The organism is Sandarakinorhabdus sp. DWP1-3-1, assembly GCF_049896705.1.
In the GTDB taxonomy this organism is placed as follows: Bacteria; Pseudomonadota; Alphaproteobacteria; order Sphingomonadales; family Sphingomonadaceae; genus Sandarakinorhabdus.
Genome location: NZ_JAFCUV010000003.1, coordinates 282,490 through 298,815, shown reverse-complemented (window position 1 = coordinate 298,815; position 16,326 = coordinate 282,490). Strand labels below are relative to the sequence as shown.

The window sequence follows — 16,326 nt, the reverse complement described above, 5'->3', positions numbered from 1 at the left end:
CCTACAGCGGGTCGCGGCTCTATATGAGCCAACACGACATTCCCGGTGGCCGCACGCGGCCGCCGTCCTCCCGTCCCCGGGACACGGTTCGATCTGGTGCGAACGAACCGCGACGAATAGGGGATATGGAGGCTTCAACGCCCAAGGCCCGTGCGGTATTCGGATGAACCCGAAAGCCGTGCGGTTTTTGTTGTCATCGGGCTAACCCGTTGATGCGATGCGATTTCGAGAGGCGACCGACCGACATGGCCACCCAGATGAAGCAGCCCCCCAAGGGCAATCCGATCTTCAACGCGCGCCGCCGCATCCGCAAGGATTTCGGCAAGATCGGTGAGGTCGTGCAGATGCCGAACCTCATCGAGGTGCAGCGCGAATCATATGAGCATTTCCTGCGCTCGCGCCCGGCCGACGGCTATGTCTCGGGCCTTGAAAAGACGCTGCGCTCGGTTTTTCCGATCCGCGATTTCGCCGGCACTGCCGAGCTTGATTTCGTCCATTACGAGCTGGAAGAGCCGAAGTACGACACCGACGAGTGCCGCCAGCGCGGCATGACCTATGCGGCGCCGATGCGCGTGACGCTGCGCCTGATCGTCTTTGAAGTCGATGCCGATACCGAGACCCGGTCGGTGCTCGATATCAAGGAGCAGGACGTCTACATGGGCGACATGCCGCTGATGACGCACAACGGCACCTTCATCATCAACGGTACCGAGCGCGTCATCGTCAGCCAGATGCACCGTTCGCCGGGCGTGTTCTTCGACCATGATCGCGGCAAGACCCATGCGTCGGGCAAGTATCTGTTCGCCGCGCGTGTCATCCCGTATCGCGGCTCGTGGCTCGATTTCGAATTCGATGCCAAGGACATCGTCAACGTCCGCATCGATCGCAAGCGCAAGCTGCCGGTCACGTCGCTGCTCTATGCGCTGAACTGGAACTCGGAAGAGATCCTCAACCTGTTCTACAACCGCGTCACCTGGGTGCGCGGCCATGGTTCGCAGGGCGAGGCAGGCTGGGTCGTGCCCTTCGTCGAGGCCAACTGGCGCGGCCAGAAGCCGACGTTTGACATCGTCAACGGCGAGACCGGCGAAGTGGTCTTCCCGCTCGGCACCAAGATCACGCCGCGCATCGCGCGCAAGGCGGTGACCGACGGCCTCAAGACGCTTCTGATCCCGACCGAGGAAATCTTCGGCCGCTACAGCGCCTTCGACCTGATCAACGAGCAGACGGGCGAAATCTACATCGAGGCCGGCGACGAGTTGACCGCCGAGAATCTCGACAAGATCGACAAGTCGGGCCAGTCGTCGATCGAGCTTCTCGACATCGACCATGTCTCGGTGGGTCCGTGGATCCGCAACACGCTGATGGCCGACAAGGTCGAGGAGCGTGATCATGCGCTCAGCGAGATCTATCGTGTCATGCGCCCGGGTGAGCCGCCGACGCGTGAGACCGCCGAAGCCATGTTCTATGGCCTGTTCTTCGATCCCGACCGCTACGACCTGTCGGCCGTCGGCCGCGTCAAGATGAACATGCGCCTCGACCTCGATGTCGCCGACGACATGACCGTGCTGCGCCGCGAGGACATCCTGGAAGTCGTCAAGACCCTGGTGAACCTCAAGGACGGCAAGGGCGAGATCGACGACATCGACAACCTCGGCAACCGTCGTGTGCGTTCGGTCGGCGAGCTGCTGGAGAACCAGTATCGCGTCGGGCTGCTGCGCATGGAGCGCGCCGTCAAGGAGCGCATGAGCAGCGTCGATATCGACACGGTCATGCCGAACGACCTGATCAACGCCAAGCCGGCGGTCGCCGCGGTGCGCGAATTCTTCGGCAGCTCGCAGCTGTCGCAGTTCATGGACCAGACCAACCCGCTGTCGGAAGTCACCCACAAGCGCCGCGTTTCGGCCCTCGGCCCCGGCGGTCTGACGCGTGAGCGCGCCGGCTTCGAAGTCCGCGACGTTCACCCGACGCACTATGGTCGCATCTGCCCGATCGAGACGCCGGAAGGCCCGAACATCGGCCTGATCAACAGCCTCGCCACCTTCAGCCGCGTCAACAAGTACGGCTTCATCGAGACGCCGTACCGCAAGGTCGTCGAGCACAAGCTGACCGACGACGTCGTCTATCTGTCGGCGATGGAGGAGGCGCGTCACACGATCGCCCAGGCCAATGCCGACACGGGCGACGATCGCAGCTTCACCGAGGACCTGATCTCGGCGCGCGAAGCGGGTGAATTCCTGATGGCGCCGAAGAACCAGATCACGCTGATGGACGTCAGCCCCAAGCAGCTGGTGTCGGTCGCCGCGTCGCTGATCCCGTTCCTGGAAAACGATGACGCCAACCGCGCGCTGATGGGTTCGAACATGCAGCGCCAGGCCGTGCCGCTGGTCAAGGCCGAGGCGCCGTTCGTCGGCACCGGCATGGAAGGCACCGTGGCGCGCGATTCCGGCGCCGCGATCGCCGCTCGCCGGTCGGGCATCATCGACCAGGTCGATGCGACGCGTATCGTCATCCGCGCGACCGAAGAGGTCGAGGCCGGCAAGTCGGGCGTCGACATCTACACGCTGATGAAGTTCCAGCGGTCGAACCAGAACACCTGCATCAACCAGCGCCCGCTGGTGAAGGTTGGTGACCTGGTTCGCAAGGGCGACATCATCGCCGACGGCCCGTCGACCGAGGATGGCGAACTGGCGCTGGGCCGCAACGCCCTCGTCGCGTTCATGCCGTGGAACGGCTACAACTACGAAGATTCGATCCTGATCAACGAGAAGATCGTCAAGGAAGACGTCTTCACCTCGATCCACATCGAAGAATTCGAAGTCATGGCCCGCGACACCAAGCTCGGCCCCGAGGACATCACCCGCGACATTCCCAACGTCGGCGAGGAAGCCCTGCGCAACCTCGACGAGGCCGGCATCGTCTATATCGGCGCCGAAGTGGAGCCGGGCGACATCCTGTGCGGCAAGATCACCCCCAAGGGTGAATCGCCGATGACGCCGGAAGAAAAGCTGCTGCGCGCCATCTTCGGTGAAAAGGCGTCGGACGTTCGCGACACCTCGCTGAAGCTGCCGCCGGGCGTTGCCGGTACGGTCGTCGAGGTCCGGGTGTTCAACCGCCACGGCATCGACAAGGACGAGCGCGCCCTGCAGATCGAGCGCGAGGAAATCGAGCGCCTGGAAAAGGATGCCGCCGATGAACGCGCCATCCTCGACCGTGCCACCTATGGCCGCGTCAGCGATCGCCTGATCGGCCAGACCGCCGTCGCCGCGCCGAAGGGCGTGAAGAAGGGCGCCGTCATCGACATGGACCTGCTCGACGAGCATCCGCGTCGCGAATGGTGGAAGTTCGGTGTCGCCGATGATGGCGTGCAGGCCGAGCTCGAGGCTTTGAAGAGCCAGTGGGACGACGCCCAGGCGCTGATCACCGCTCGGCTCGACGACAAGAAGGGCAAGCTGCAGTCCGGCGACGAACTTCCGCCGGGCGTGCTGAAGATGGTCAAGGTCTTCGTCGCGGTGAAGCGCAAGCTGCAGCCGGGTGACAAGATGGCCGGCCGCCATGGCAACAAGGGCGTCATCAGCCGCATCCTGCCGCAGGAGGACATGCCGTTCCTCGCCGACGGGACGCCGGTCGATATCGTGCTGAACCCGCTTGGCGTGCCATCGCGCATGAACGTCGGCCAGATTTTCGAGACCCATCTGGGCTGGGCCGCGCGCGGCCTCGGCAAGCAGATCGGTGCGATGCTGGAAGACATCTATGCCAAGGGCAAGGACCTTGCCTCGGGCGATACCGATGCGATGCGCGCCAAGCTGAAGGCCATTTATGGCGGCCAGTACGACAGCGACATCGCCGGCATGACCGACGAGAAGGTGCATGAGCTGGCATCGAACCTCGCCGGCGGCGTGCCGATGGCGACGCCGGTGTTCGATGGCGCCCGTGAAGCGGACGTGTCGCACATGCTGGAACTGGCCGGGCTCGATACCTCGGGCCAGGTCGAGCTGTTCGACGGCCGTACCGGTGACCAGTTCGATCGCAAGGTGACGGTGGGCTATATCTACATGCTCAAGCTGCACCACCTTGTGGACGACAAGATCCACGCGCGTTCGATCGGGCCGTACTCGCTCGTTACCCAGCAGCCGCTGGGTGGCAAGGCGCAGTTCGGTGGCCAGCGCTTCGGTGAGATGGAGGTGTGGGCCTTGCAGGCCTATGGCGCCGCCTACACCTTGCAGGAAATGCTGACGGTGAAGTCCGATGACGTGATCGGGCGCACCAAGGTCTATGAGGCGATCGTCAAGGGCGACGACACGTTCGAGGCCGGCATTCCGGAGAGCTTCAACGTGCTGGTCAAGGAAATGCGTTCGCTTGGCCTCAACGTCGAGTTGCAGAGCCACGAGAAGGTGGATTGATCGATCAGCGGCGGGAGTCATCCCGCCCATCGAGCTTTTCACCCCCGACCCCATCCGCCGCGCGGGTGGGGAGTAGAAAAGGAACGGTTATGAATACCGAACTGATGAATTTCTTCTCGCCGGCCGCCAAGCCCGAGACGTTCGACCAGATCCAGATTTCGCTGGCTTCGCCGGAGCGCATCCGCTCTTGGTCGTTCGGCGAGATCAAGAAGCCCGAGACCATCAACTATCGCACGTTCAAGCCCGAGCGTGACGGCCTGTTCTGCGCGCGCATCTTCGGTCCGATCAAGGATTACGAGTGCCTGTGCGGCAAGTACAAGCGCATGAAGTACAAGGGCATCGTCTGCGAAAAGTGCGGCGTCGAGGTCACCGTCTCCAAGGTCCGGCGCGAGCGCATGGGCCATATCGAACTCGCCGCGCCGGTCGCGCACATCTGGTTCCTGAAGTCGCTGCCGTCGCGCATCGGCATGTTGCTCGACATGCAGCTGAAGAACCTCGAGCGGGTGCTGTATTTCGAACAATATGTCGTCATCGAACCCGGCCTGACGCCGATGAAGAAGTTCGACCTCCTTACCGAGGACGAGCTGCTCACCGCCCAGGACGAATATGGTGAAGACGGTTTCGTCGCCGGCATCGGCGCCGAGGCGATCCGCCGCCTGCTCGAGGAAATGGACCTCGAAGGCGAGATGGTTACGCTCCGCGAGGAACTGGCGACCACCAAGTCCGAGCTGAAGCCCAAAAAGATCATCAAGCGCATGAAGGTCGTCGAGTCCTTCATCGAATCGGGCAACAAGCCCGAGTGGATGATCATGACCGTGGTTCCGGTCATCCCGCCCGAGTTGCGCCCGCTGGTGCCGCTCGACGGTGGCCGCTTCGCGACGTCGGATCTCAACGATCTCTATCGCCGCGTCATCAACCGCAACAACCGCCTGAAGCGGCTGATCGAGCTGCGCGCGCCGGACATCATCGTCCGCAACGAAAAGCGCATGCTGCAGGAAGCCGTCGATGCGTTGTTCGACAACGGCCGTCGTGGCCGGACGATCACCGGCGCCAACAAGCGGCCGCTGAAGTCGCTGTCCGACATGCTGAAGGGCAAGCAGGGCCGTTTCCGCCAGAACCTGCTCGGCAAGCGCGTCGATTATTCGGGCCGTTCGGTCATCGTGACCGGACCGGAACTCAAGCTGCACCAGTGCGGCCTGCCGAAGAAGATGGCGCTCGAGCTGTTCAAGCCGTTCATCTACTCGCGTCTCGATGCCAAGGGTCTGTCGATGACCCTGAAGCAGGCGAAGAAGTGGGTCGAGAAGGAGCGCAAGGAAGTCTGGGACATCCTCGACGAGGTCATCCGCGAGCATCCGGTGCTGCTCAACCGCGCGCCGACCCTCCACCGCCTCGGCATCCAGGCGTTCGAGCCCGTGCTGATCGAGGGCAAGGCCATCCAGCTGCACCCGCTCGTCTGCTCGGCCTTCAACGCCGACTTCGACGGTGACCAGATGGCCGTTCACGTCCCGCTGAGCCTCGAGGCCCAGCTGGAAGCGCGCGTCCTGATGATGTCGACCAACAACATCCTCAGCCCCGCCAACGGCAAGCCGATCATCGTGCCGTCGCAGGACATGATTCTGGGGCTGTACTATCTGTCGATGGAAGCCAATGGCGAGCCGGGCCAGGGCATGGCCTTTGCCAATATGGCCGAGGTCCACCAGGCGCTGCACAACAAGGTGGTGACGCTGCATTCCAAGATCCGTGCCCGCGTCGAGACCACCGACGCGGACGGCAACATGGTGCTGCGTCGTATCGAGACGACGCCGGGCCGCATGCTGCTCGGCGAGACGCTGCCGAAGTCGTCGAAGGTCCCTTACGAGACCATCAACCGCCTGCTGACCAAGAAGGAGATCGCCGATGTCATCGACACCGTCTATCGCCACACTGGCCAGAAGGAGACGGTGCTGTTCGCCGACGCCATCATGTCGCTCGGCTTCCGCCACGCGTTCCAGGCCGGCATCTCGTTCGGCAAGGACGACATGGTCATCCCCGAAGCCAAGGTGAAGCTGGTCGACGAGACCAAGCGTGCGGTTGCCGATTTCGAGCAGCAGTATCAGGACGGCCTGATCACCCAGGGTGAGAAGTACAACAAGGTCGTCGACGCCTGGGCGCGTTGCGGTGACCAAGTTGCGACCGAGATGATGAAGGAAATCAGCGCCAAGAAGGTCGACGAGAACGGTCGCGACATGCAGATCAACTCGATCTACATGATGGCGCATTCGGGCGCCCGCGGTTCGCAGGCGCAGATGAAGCAGCTCGCCGGCATGCGCGGCCTGATGGCCAAGCCGTCGGGCGAGATCATCGAAACCCCGATCATCTCGAACTTCAAGGAGGGCCTGACCGTCCTCGAATACTTCAACTCGACCCACGGCGCCCGCAAGGGTCTCGCCGATACCGCGTTGAAGACCGCAAACTCGGGTTACCTGACCCGGCGCCTGGTCGACGTGTCACAGGATTGCGTCGTCGTCGAGCAGGATTGCGGCACCGAGCGCGGCATGATCATGAAGGCCATCGTCGAAGGCGGCAACACCATCGTTTCGCTGGGCGAGCGCATCCTCGGCCGGACCGTCCTGCAGGACGTCGTCGACGCCAAGACCGGCGAAGTCCTCGCTCCGGCCGGCTTCCTGTTGTCGGAAGTCGATGTCACGCGCATCGAGAATGCCGCGGTGCCGGAAGTGAAGATCCGCTCGCCGCTGCTGTGCGAGACCAAGGGCGGCGTCTGCGGCACCTGCTACGGCCGCGACCTCGCGCGCGGGACGCCCGTCAACATCGGTGAAGCGGTCGGCGTCATCGCCGCCCAGTCGATCGGTGAGCCGGGCACCCAGCTGACGATGCGCACCTTCCACATCGGTGGCGCGGCACAGGTCAGCGAGCAGTCGACGCTCGATGCGCCGGTCGATGGCACCATCGAGTTCCGCGCCCTGTCGACGATTGCCGACAGCCGCGGCCGCAACATCTCCATGGCCCGCAACGGCGAACTGGTGCTGCGCGATGCCGATGGTCGCGAGCGCTCGATCCACCGTATTCCGTACGGTGCGACCGTGATGCATCTCGAGGGCGCCAAGGTGTCCAAGGGCGATCGCCTGGCCGAATGGGATCCGTACACGCTTCCCGTGATCACCGAGAAATCGGGCAAGGTGAAGTATCAGGACCTGATCGAAGGCGTCTCCATGTCGGAGAACGTCGACGAGGCCACCGGCATTGCCCAGAAGGTCGTGCAGGATTGGCGCGCCATCAACAAGAAGGATGACCTGCGTCCGCGCATCACCCTTCTCGATGAAGGCTCGGGCGAGACGGCGCGCTACCTGCTCGCCGTGGATGCCATTCTGTCGGTCAACGACGGCCAGGACGTGTTTGCCGGCGACGTGGTGGCGCGTATCCCGCGCGAAGCCGCCAAGACGCGCGACATCACCGGCGGTCTGCCGCGGGTGGCCGAGCTGTTCGAGGCGCGTATTCCCAAGGACAATGCGATCATCGCGCGCATCAACGGCCGCGTCGAATTCGGCAAGGACTACAAGACCAAGCGCCGTATCTCGATTCGTCCCGAAGATGGCGGCGAACTGGCCGAGTATCTGGTGCCCAAGGGCAAGCATGTCTCGGTCCAGGAGGGCGATTACGTCCGCCGCGGCGATTATCTGATCGACGGCAACCCGAACCCGCATGACATCCTCGATGTCCTCGGGATCGAGCCGCTGGCCGAATATCTCTGCACGGAAGTGCAGGAGGTCTATCGTCTCCAGGGTGTGCGCATCAACGACAAGCACATCGAGACGATCGTTCGCCAGATGCTGCAGAAGGTGGAAATCACCAAGTCGGGCGACACGACGCTGCTCGTCGGCGAACAGGTCGATCGTGAGGAGATGGACAACGACAATGCCAAGCTCGGCAAGAACCAGGAGCCGGCCGAAGGCAAGCCGATCCTGCTCGGCATCACCAAGGCAAGCCTGCAGACCAAGAGCTTCATCTCGGCCGCATCGTTCCAGGAAACGACGCGGGTGCTGACCGAAGCCGCGGTCCAGGGCAAGATCGATACCCTGCAGGGCCTGAAGGAAAACGTCATCGTCGGTCGGTTGATCCCGGCCGGCACCGGCGCCGGCATGTCGCGGCTTCGTGTTGCTGCGAACAGCCGGGACGCCGCGCTGCGCGCGTCGATGGCGGCGAAGGCCAAGGCCGAAGCTCCGGCGGCGATCACCGCTGCGTCGGCCGAGGCGCCTGCCGAGGGCTGAGTTCGGACATGACGCGAAGGAGGGCGCGCCGGCGACGGCGCGCCCTTTTTTGTGTCGGGACACCACAGGCAGGATTCTTCCTGACGGATGCCGACAGCATCTGCATTCGTGCCGCCGCGATCGACAGCGATCGTTTGTCGGTAGACTTTACACTTTCGGAAGGCCGGACCCGCACGGGCCGACGCAAGCTGTTCATCCGCAATGCGACTTTGCCCAGCCACGATCTGGCATGCTTCGTGCATTCCCACCTTTGCAGGTGTCACGAGGCACGATCTTCGGGGGAAGACAGACATGAATCGATATGGGTTCGCCCTCGCGGCGCTGGCGATCGGCTGCGCGGCGCCTGCCGCGGCGCTGACCGGGACGGCCGCCTGGGAGTTCGAGACGGTCGGCGGGATCAACTCCAACGACGACTGGTCGTTCGGGGCTGCGTTCACCGTAAACACCACCGTTCGGGCGACCGCCCTCGGGATTTTCAACGACGGCACGACCTCGCCGAACAGCCTTGTCAACCTGTATGCCTGCGCCACGCTGGCGTGCGACACCACCGGGTCGCTGATCGCCTCGGCGACGGTCGACAGCACGGGCACCACGGTCGGGCACTTCGTCTTCACCGAGATCGGTCCCGTCACGCTCACGACCGGCAGCGGTTACATGGTCGTCGGAACGATGCCGCTGGGCACCCGCTACGCCTTTGACAATATCGGCTTCGCTACCGATTCCCGGATCAACTACACCGCTTTCAGCGATCGTTATGTCAACAACCTGTCCGCCGACTTCAATCCGACCAATGGCGCGTCCGTCAGCGACGGTTACTGGGGCCCCAATTTGCTGATTGCCGGCGCCGGCGTGCCCGAGCCGACAAGCTGGGCGATGCTGATCGCCGGCTTCGGCCTGATCGGCGCCTGCTTGCGCCGCAGGCGGGCCGCTACCGCCGCTTGATCGACGCGTACAACAGCGACATGGGGGCCCGCCGGCGCGATCCGGCGGGCCCCTTGTCATTGTGGCGAGCGTCGCCGCAGCATCGCCCCATGCTGGTCACAATGCTGCGTTATCCACAGGACCTATCCTAGTTGAGGAATACCCTGTGGCGACTGCCTATCGTCTGCCCGTCGACGACCTGCCACCCGTGACACTGTCGCGCCCGCTGCGCATCGCGCTGTTTTCCGGCAATTATAATTATGTCCGCGACGGCGCCAACCAGGCGTTGAACCGGCTGGTCACCTATTTCGAATCGCAGGGCCATGTCTGCCGCATCTATTCGCCGACCAGCGACACGCCCGCATTCCCGCCGGCCGGCACGCTGATCTCGGTACCGTCGGTGTCGATTCCCGGCCGCGCCGAATATCGCATCGCGCGCGGCCTGCCGGGCAGCCTGAAGCGCGACATTGCCGCCTTCGATCCCGATATCTTCCATCTTTCGGCGCCCGATCCGCTGGGTCATTCCGCCAAGAAGCTGGCGCGGGCGATGGGCCGGCCGGTGGTGGCGAGCGTCCATACCCGGTTCGAGACCTATTTCGAATATTACGGCCTTGGCTGGGCGCGACCGGCCGGGGAGGCGCTGCTGCGCCGCTTCTACGCCGGCCTCGACGAAGTCTTCGTTACCTCGGCGGGCTTTGGCGACGTACTGCGCGAGCAGGGCCTGATCGACCATTCGGCGGTCTGGAGCCGCGGTGTCGACAAGCTGCGCTTCAACCCGATGAAGCGTTCGCTGCCCTGGCGGCGTGGCCTGGGCATCGCCGACGACGAGGTGGTGATCGGCTTCGTCGGCCGACTTGTGCTGGAAAAGGGTCTCGACACCATTGCCGCGATCGTCGCCGAGCTCGACGGGCGCGGCGTCAGGCACAAGCTGCTGGTCGTCGGCGTTGGCCCGGCGCGGGAACGTTTCGCGGCGCAGGTACCGGGCGCGATCTTCACCGGGTTTCTCGATGGCGAGACGCTGCCCCGCGCCTACGCCAGTGCCGACATGCTGCTCAACCCGTCGATCACCGAGACGTTCGGCAATATCAACCTGGAAGCCATGGCCAGCGGCATTCCGGTCGTCGCGGCGATCGCCACCGGCAGCAACTGCCTGATCACCGATGGCGAGAACGGCAGGCTGGTGCCGCATGACGATATCGGCGGCTTTGCCGATGCGCTGTCGTTGTACCTGACCGACCCGCAGGCGCGCGCCGCAGCCGCGGTACAGGGGCTGAAGCGCGCGGCTGCCTATGACTGGGACACGATCAACGGCGCGGTGCTGACGCGCTATCACGAGATCTTGAACCAGGGTTGAGCGCGTTGCCGATCGGGCGACTGGTCGGCAATCCGATCGCGCGTTGAACTCCGGCCGACAAGCGCCTATATCGGTCCCTGTCGGGCTTCGGCCCGTCTATGGCGATAAATGGCGTCGTGAAATAGATGCAGCGGACCCGGGGGCAGTACCCGGCGGCTCCACCAAATAACCCCCGGTTGTCGCGGGTTGTGCGGGGCCGAACCAGGATCGACGTGTGTTGAAAGACGAGAGCTTTTGCCCGGCATGAATAAGCCGTTAAATGTTTCAAAACACCTAAATGCCAACGACAACGAGGCATTCGCAATCGCAGCGTAACCCGGTCCTAACGGACTAAGTTACACTGGCCGAAAGCGCGGTTGGGACTGCACCGGGCAACAGAAGCAGAAACCGGCGGTTTGGGGAGCACCGAGCAACAGAAGCTCCCCGCCTGTCCATGCAGGAGAATGTCATGCCTAATAACCCGATCGCAACCTGGTTTCGGCCCAAGACCTTCGGCTTCGGCTGGTCCCCGGCGACGTGGGAAGGTTGGGCGGTGACGGCGGCCGTTGTCGCGGTGATCGTCGCGACAGGGCGAGCGATAGCTTAGCCGCAGACGCAATCGGCGGCTTGACCGCAAGGCCCGCAGGCGTCAGTTGATGGCCGTGGCAAGCATCTGGCCAGCCGAGTAGGGCGAACGTGACCGAGACGACCGCCGACAGCCTGATTCCCTATGACGAGATCGTTCAGGACGCGCTCCGCACCGTCGTGCGCCGCGTGCTCGACCGAATCGACGTCGCCGGCGGGCTGCCGGGCGCGCATCATTTCTACATCGCGTTTCGCACCCGGGCGCCGGGGGTCGATATCCCGAAGCATCTGCTGGAGCGCTATCCCGACGAGATGACCATCGTCATACAGAACCGCTATTGGGACCTCGCCATCGATGACGAAGGCTTCCAGATCGGGCTGAGCTTCAACCAGGTGCCGGCCAAGCTGCGCATCCCGTTTGACGCGGTCACCGGCTTTGTCGACCCGGCAGTGAATTTCGCGCTGCAGTTCGCACCCAAGGAAGGCGAGGCGCCGATCGAGCCCGAGCCGGAGCCCGAGCCGCCGGCGCCGATCGAGCCGGGCAGCAACGTCGTGACGATGGATCGTTTTCGCAAGAAATAGGGTCGGCGCCGCGGGCGCCGGCTCAAGCGTTCTGCGACGGCCGATACTTGCCCTGCCGCGGAGAACGACATGACGACTCGCACCGAATCCGACAGCTTTGGCCCCATCGAGGTGCCGGCAGACGCCTATTGGGGCGCGCAGACCCAGCGCAGCATCGGCAATTTTCCGATCGGCACCAGCCATGGTGGTGGCCAGCGCATGCCGTTGCCGCTGGTGCATGCCCTCGGTCGCATCAAGCAGGCGGCGGCGGTGGTCAACCGGGCCCATGGTCTCGACCCGCGCCTGGCCGACGCCATCGAGGCGGCCGCGGACGAGGTCGCGACGGGCAAGCTCGACGCGCAATTTCCGCTCGTCGTCTGGCAGACCGGCAGCGGCACCCAGACCAACATGAACGCCAATGAGGTCATCGCCGCCCGTGCCAACGAGCTGCTGACCGGCACCCGCGGCGGCAAGGTGCCGGTGCACCCCAACGATCATGTCAACAAGTCGCAGAGTAGCAACGACACCTTCCCGACGGCGATGCATGTCGCGGTGGCGATGGAGCTGCGCGGCCGGCTGCTGGCGGCATTGCGCGCGCTCGCCGGGCTGTTTCGCAACCAGGAACGGGAATGGGCCGACATCATCAAGATCGGTCGCACCCATTTGCAGGACGCGACGCCGATGACGCTGGGGCAGGAGGCGTCGGCCTGGGCACAGACCTGCGAGGACAATGCGGCGCGGGTCATCGCGCTGTGGCCGCGGCTGTCGCGGCTGGCGCAGGGCGGCACCGCGGTTGGCACCGGGCTTAACGCCCCCGATAACTTCGGCCCGGATTTCTGCGCGGCGCTGGCCGGGCTGACCGGCGACGTGCCGTGGGAATCGGCGCCCAACAAGTTCGAGGCGCTGGCGACGCACGACACGATGGTCGAGGTCTCGGGCGTGCTCAACAGCATCGCCGTCGGCATGATGAAGATCGCCAACGACCTGCGCCTGCTCGGGTCGGGGCCCCGGTCGGGGCTGGGCGAACTGGCGCTGCCGGAGAACGAGCCCGGCAGCTCGATCATGCCGGGCAAGGTCAACCCGACCCAGTGCGAGGCGCTGACGATGGTCTGCGCCCAGGTGATGGGCAATCACGTTGCAGTGACGATCGGCGGCCTGCAGGGGCATCTGCAGTTGAATGTTTTCAAGCCGCTGATCGCGCACAACGTGCTCGGCAGCATCGAGTTGCTCGCCGATGCGATCGATTCGTTCCGGCTGCGCTGCGTCGATGGCATGACGCCCAACCGCGCGCAGCTTGCCGATCTGGTCGAACGCTCGCTGATGCTGGTGACGGCGCTGGCGCCCGAGATCGGCTATGACAACGCCGCGGCGATCGCCAAGAAGGCGCATCACGACGGCACGTCGCTGCTCGAGGCCGGGCTGGCGCTCGGGTTGACCGACGAGGCAACGTTCCGGCGGGTGGTGCGGCCCGAGGCGATGATCTGATGGCAGGGAGCGTGACGCCGCTGCCCGAACCCGCTAACCACCCGCAATGACCGAGTTCAGCCGTCCCGCTTCGCACAATCCGCCCCGTCGCGGCCTGATGTTCGTGCTGTCGTCGCCGTCGGGGGCCGGCAAGACGACGCTGTCGCGGCGGCTGCTTGCCGATGACGGCGGCATCATGTTGTCGGTGTCGGCCACGACGCGGCCGCCACGGCCCGGCGAGATCGAGGGCACCGACTATTATTTCGTCTCGCCCGAGCGTTTTGCCGAGATGGTCGACAAGGACGAGCTGCTCGAATGGGCGACCGTGTTCGGGCATCGCTATGGCACGCCGCGGGCACCGGTCGAGGTGGCGCTGCATTCGGGGCGCGACGTGCTGTTCGACATCGACTGGCAGGGCACCCAGCAGCTGCAGCAGACCGACGCCGCGAGCGACCTGGTGCGCGTCTTCATCCTGCCGCCCGACCTCGGCGAGCTCGAAAGGCGGCTGACCACCCGTGCCACCGATGCCGCCGATGTCATCGCCGGGCGCATGGCGCGGGCGCGCGACGAGATCAGCCACTGGGGCGAGTATGATTACATCCTGATCAACGACGATGCCGAGGTCTGCCTCGGTGAAATCCGTTCGATTCTCCATGCCGAGCGGCTGCGGCGGAAACGCCAGTTGGGCCTGGCCGCCTTCGTCCGCGACATGCTCGGCAATTGACTGTTCAGTCCCGGCACAGGATCGTGCGTTAGATATGACGATGATGTCGAAACCTGCCGGCCTTGCCCTGATGACCGTTGCCGCGCTGTTGTCGGGCTGCGCCGGAAAGGGCTCGCCGGCGACGGCCGGGGTGCAGGCGCCGCCGTGGCAGACCGTGATCCGCGACGCCGATCGCAAGCGCCTGGCCGGCCTGTGGGGCGCCTGGACGCGCTCGCTCGCCGATGTGCAGCAGGCCGGGCAGGCCGACAAGGTCGGCGCGCTCGGCACCATGGCGGTCGCCGATGCGGCGATCCCGGGGCCGCCGCCGCGGCCGGGCGATTATCGCTGCCGGTCGGTGAAGATGGGCAATCGCGAGGATGGCACCATTCGCACGCCGTCGCCGCCGGTCATGGCGGGTGCTGTCCGGCCATGCCGCATCACCGTGCGGAAGGGGCTGTTGTTCTTCGACCAGGGCAACGGTGACCAGCGCGTGGCGGGCGCGCTGTATCCGGATGGCGACCGGCAGGTCTTTCTCGGCACGCTGGCGCTGGCCGGCGAATCGGGGCTGATGCGCTATGGCACCGATGCCGAGCGCGACCAGGTCGGCGTGCTGCGAGCGCTCGGCGAGCAGCGCTGGCGGCTCGAGCTGCCGTGGCCGATGTGGCAATCGAACCTCCAGGTCATCGAGATCGTGCCGGCCTGAACGGGCTTGCATGCCGGGCTTGCATGCTGGGCGGCGGCGTTGTTCATGGCGCCATGATGATCCGCCTGCTGCCGCTTGCCCTGCTCCTTGCCGGGACCGCCGCCACCGCCGCGCCGACCGACCTTGTCGCACTGTACAAGGACCTGCACACCCACCCCGAGCTGGCGTTCCAGGAAACGCGATCGGCAGCGATCCTGGCCGCCGAGGCACGCGCGGCGGGCTTTACCGTCACCGAAAAGGTCGGCGGCACCGGTATCGTGGCGGTGCTGGCCAATGGCCCGGGGCCGGTGCTGCTGGTCCGCGCCGACATGGACGGCCTGCCGATCAAGGAGGCCACCGGCCTGCCCTATGCCAGCGCCGCGATGGGCAAGGCGGCGGACGGCGGCATGACGCCGGTGATGCACGCCTGCGGGCACGACATCCACATGAGCGTCTGGGTCGGCGTCGCCCGCGCCATGGCAGCATCGAAAGCCAATTGGTCAGGCACGCTGGTGATGATCGGCCAGCCGGCGGAGGAAGGCGGCGGTGGCGCCCTCGCCATGCTTGCCGACGGGCTGTTCAAGCGTTTCCCCAAGCCGCAATTCGCGCTGGCGCTGCACGACGACAGCCGCATCCCGGCCGGCACGGTCTCGGTGCCGCCGACCGCGGCGCTGGCTGCCGGCGCGATGGTCGATGTCGTCGTGTCGGGGATCGGCGGCCATGGCGCCTATCCGGCGACGACCAGGGACCCCGTCATGCTGGCGGCGCGGATCATCAATGGCCTGCAGCCGCTCATCAGCCGCGAGAATGACCCGTTCCAGCCGGGCGTGATCACCGTCGGGTCGATCCACGGCGGCACCAAGCACAATATCATCCCCGACGAGGTCAAGCTGCAGCTGACGGTGCGCTCCTATGATGGCGCGCAGCAGCAGCGGCTGCTCGACGGCATCGCCCGGGTGGCGCGCGGCGAGGCGATCGCCGCCGGTTTCCCCGATGACAAGATGCCGGTGACGACGGTGCTGCATAACATCCGGGCGACGCGGAACACGCCGGCGCTGGCGACGCGGGTCAACGACCTGTTCGTCGGCAAGTTCGGCCAGGCTCGGGTGATCTCGCTCGACCCGTCGATGGCAAGCGAGGATTTCAACGAGTTCGGCGCCGCCGACCCGGCGATCGAAACGACGATATTCTGGCTGGGCGCGGTCAAGCAATCGGCCTTCGATGCGGCCAGGACCAGGGGAACGACGACGCCGTCGTTGCACAACAGCGGCTTTGCGCCCGACCCCGCGCCGACGATCGCCATGGGCGTGGAGGCGATGACCGCGGCGGCGCAGATGGTGCTGGCGCGGAAGTAGGCCGGCCAAAGATTTTTTCGATCGGCGCAACGCAAACTCGTCGTTGGCGGTTTTCTC

The 16,326-nt window shown here is 65.0% G+C and carries 9 protein-coding genes and 1 other RNA gene; all 10 read left to right on the top strand.

The features are described from left to right. Window positions 1–257: 257 nt before the first annotated feature. The 10 genes from rpoB to ACP7AI_RS15085 all read left to right on the top strand — a co-directional run bounded on the left by rpoB (window position 258) and on the right by ACP7AI_RS15085 (window position 16,269). A complete protein-coding gene (gene rpoB, locus ACP7AI_RS15130; RefSeq protein WP_426169067.1) occupies window positions 258–4,400 on the top strand; it encodes a DNA-directed RNA polymerase subunit beta in 4,143 nt (1,380 codons plus the stop codon). An 89-nt stretch (window positions 4,401–4,489) separates the two neighbouring features. Beyond that, window positions 4,490–8,665, top strand: a complete 4,176-nt coding sequence (rpoC, locus tag ACP7AI_RS15125) for a DNA-directed RNA polymerase subunit beta' (protein WP_426169064.1) — start codon at window positions 4,490–4,492, stop codon at window positions 8,663–8,665. A 201-nt stretch (window positions 8,666–8,866) separates the two neighbouring features. Further along, entirely contained in the window at window positions 8,867–9,607 is a 741-nt protein-coding gene (locus ACP7AI_RS15120) for a PEPxxWA-CTERM sorting domain-containing protein (protein ID WP_426169062.1), read from the top strand. 145 nt (window positions 9,608–9,752) lie between these two features. Beyond that, window positions 9,753–10,940: a glycosyltransferase family 4 protein gene (locus tag ACP7AI_RS15115; protein ID WP_426169060.1), complete on the top strand. Its 1,188-nt coding sequence runs from the start codon at window positions 9,753–9,755 to the stop codon at window positions 10,938–10,940. Window positions 10,941–10,979: 39 nt separating this feature from the next. After that, window positions 10,980–11,329, top strand: a transfer-messenger RNA (tmRNA) gene (ssrA, locus tag ACP7AI_RS15110). A gap of 286 nt (window positions 11,330–11,615) precedes the next feature. Beyond that, the gene (locus ACP7AI_RS15105) at window positions 11,616–12,086 is read left to right on the top strand and encodes an SspB family protein (RefSeq protein ID WP_426169057.1); all 471 of its coding nucleotides are present in this window, start codon (window positions 11,616–11,618) and stop codon (window positions 12,084–12,086) included. 69 nt (window positions 12,087–12,155) lie between these two features. Beyond that, window positions 12,156–13,550 (top strand): class II fumarate hydratase, encoded by a 1,395-nt coding sequence (locus ACP7AI_RS15100; RefSeq protein WP_426169055.1) that lies wholly within the window; start codon window positions 12,156–12,158, stop codon window positions 13,548–13,550. Window positions 13,551–13,596: 46 nt separating this feature from the next. Next, window positions 13,597–14,253 carry a guanylate kinase gene (gene gmk, locus ACP7AI_RS15095; protein ID WP_426169052.1) on the top strand — a complete coding sequence of 219 codons (657 nt, stop codon included), beginning with the start codon at window positions 13,597–13,599 and terminating at the stop codon, window positions 14,251–14,253. Between the two features lie 40 nt (window positions 14,254–14,293). Then, complete coding sequence (locus ACP7AI_RS15090) at window positions 14,294–14,935, top strand: DUF4893 domain-containing protein (protein ID WP_426169049.1); 642 nt, start codon at window positions 14,294–14,296, stop codon at window positions 14,933–14,935. A 53-nt stretch (window positions 14,936–14,988) separates the two neighbouring features. Then, the gene (locus tag ACP7AI_RS15085; RefSeq protein WP_426169046.1) at window positions 14,989–16,269 is read left to right on the top strand and encodes an amidohydrolase; all 1,281 of its coding nucleotides are present in this window, start codon (window positions 14,989–14,991) and stop codon (window positions 16,267–16,269) included. Window positions 16,270–16,326: the final 57 nt, after the last annotated feature.

Excerpts from the sequence above, each read along its gene's own strand:
- rpoB (WP_426169067.1), top strand. The coding sequence starts at position 258 with ATGAAGCAGCCCCCCAAGGGCAATCCGATCTTCAACGCGCGCCGCCGC.
- rpoC (WP_426169064.1), top strand. The coding sequence starts at position 4,490 with ATGAATACCGAACTGATGAATTTCTTCTCGCCGGCCGCCAAGCCCGAG.
- ACP7AI_RS15120 (WP_426169062.1), top strand. The coding sequence starts at position 8,867 with ATGCGACTTTGCCCAGCCACGATCTGGCATGCTTCGTGCATTCCCACC.
- ACP7AI_RS15100 (WP_426169055.1), top strand. The coding sequence starts at position 12,156 with ATGACGACTCGCACCGAATCCGACAGCTTTGGCCCCATCGAGGTGCCG.
- gmk (WP_426169052.1), top strand. The coding sequence starts at position 13,597 with ATGACCGAGTTCAGCCGTCCCGCTTCGCACAATCCGCCCCGTCGCGGC.
- ACP7AI_RS15090 (WP_426169049.1), top strand. The coding sequence starts at position 14,294 with ATGATGTCGAAACCTGCCGGCCTTGCCCTGATGACCGTTGCCGCGCTG.
- ACP7AI_RS15085 (WP_426169046.1), top strand. The coding sequence starts at position 14,989 with ATGATGATCCGCCTGCTGCCGCTTGCCCTGCTCCTTGCCGGGACCGCC.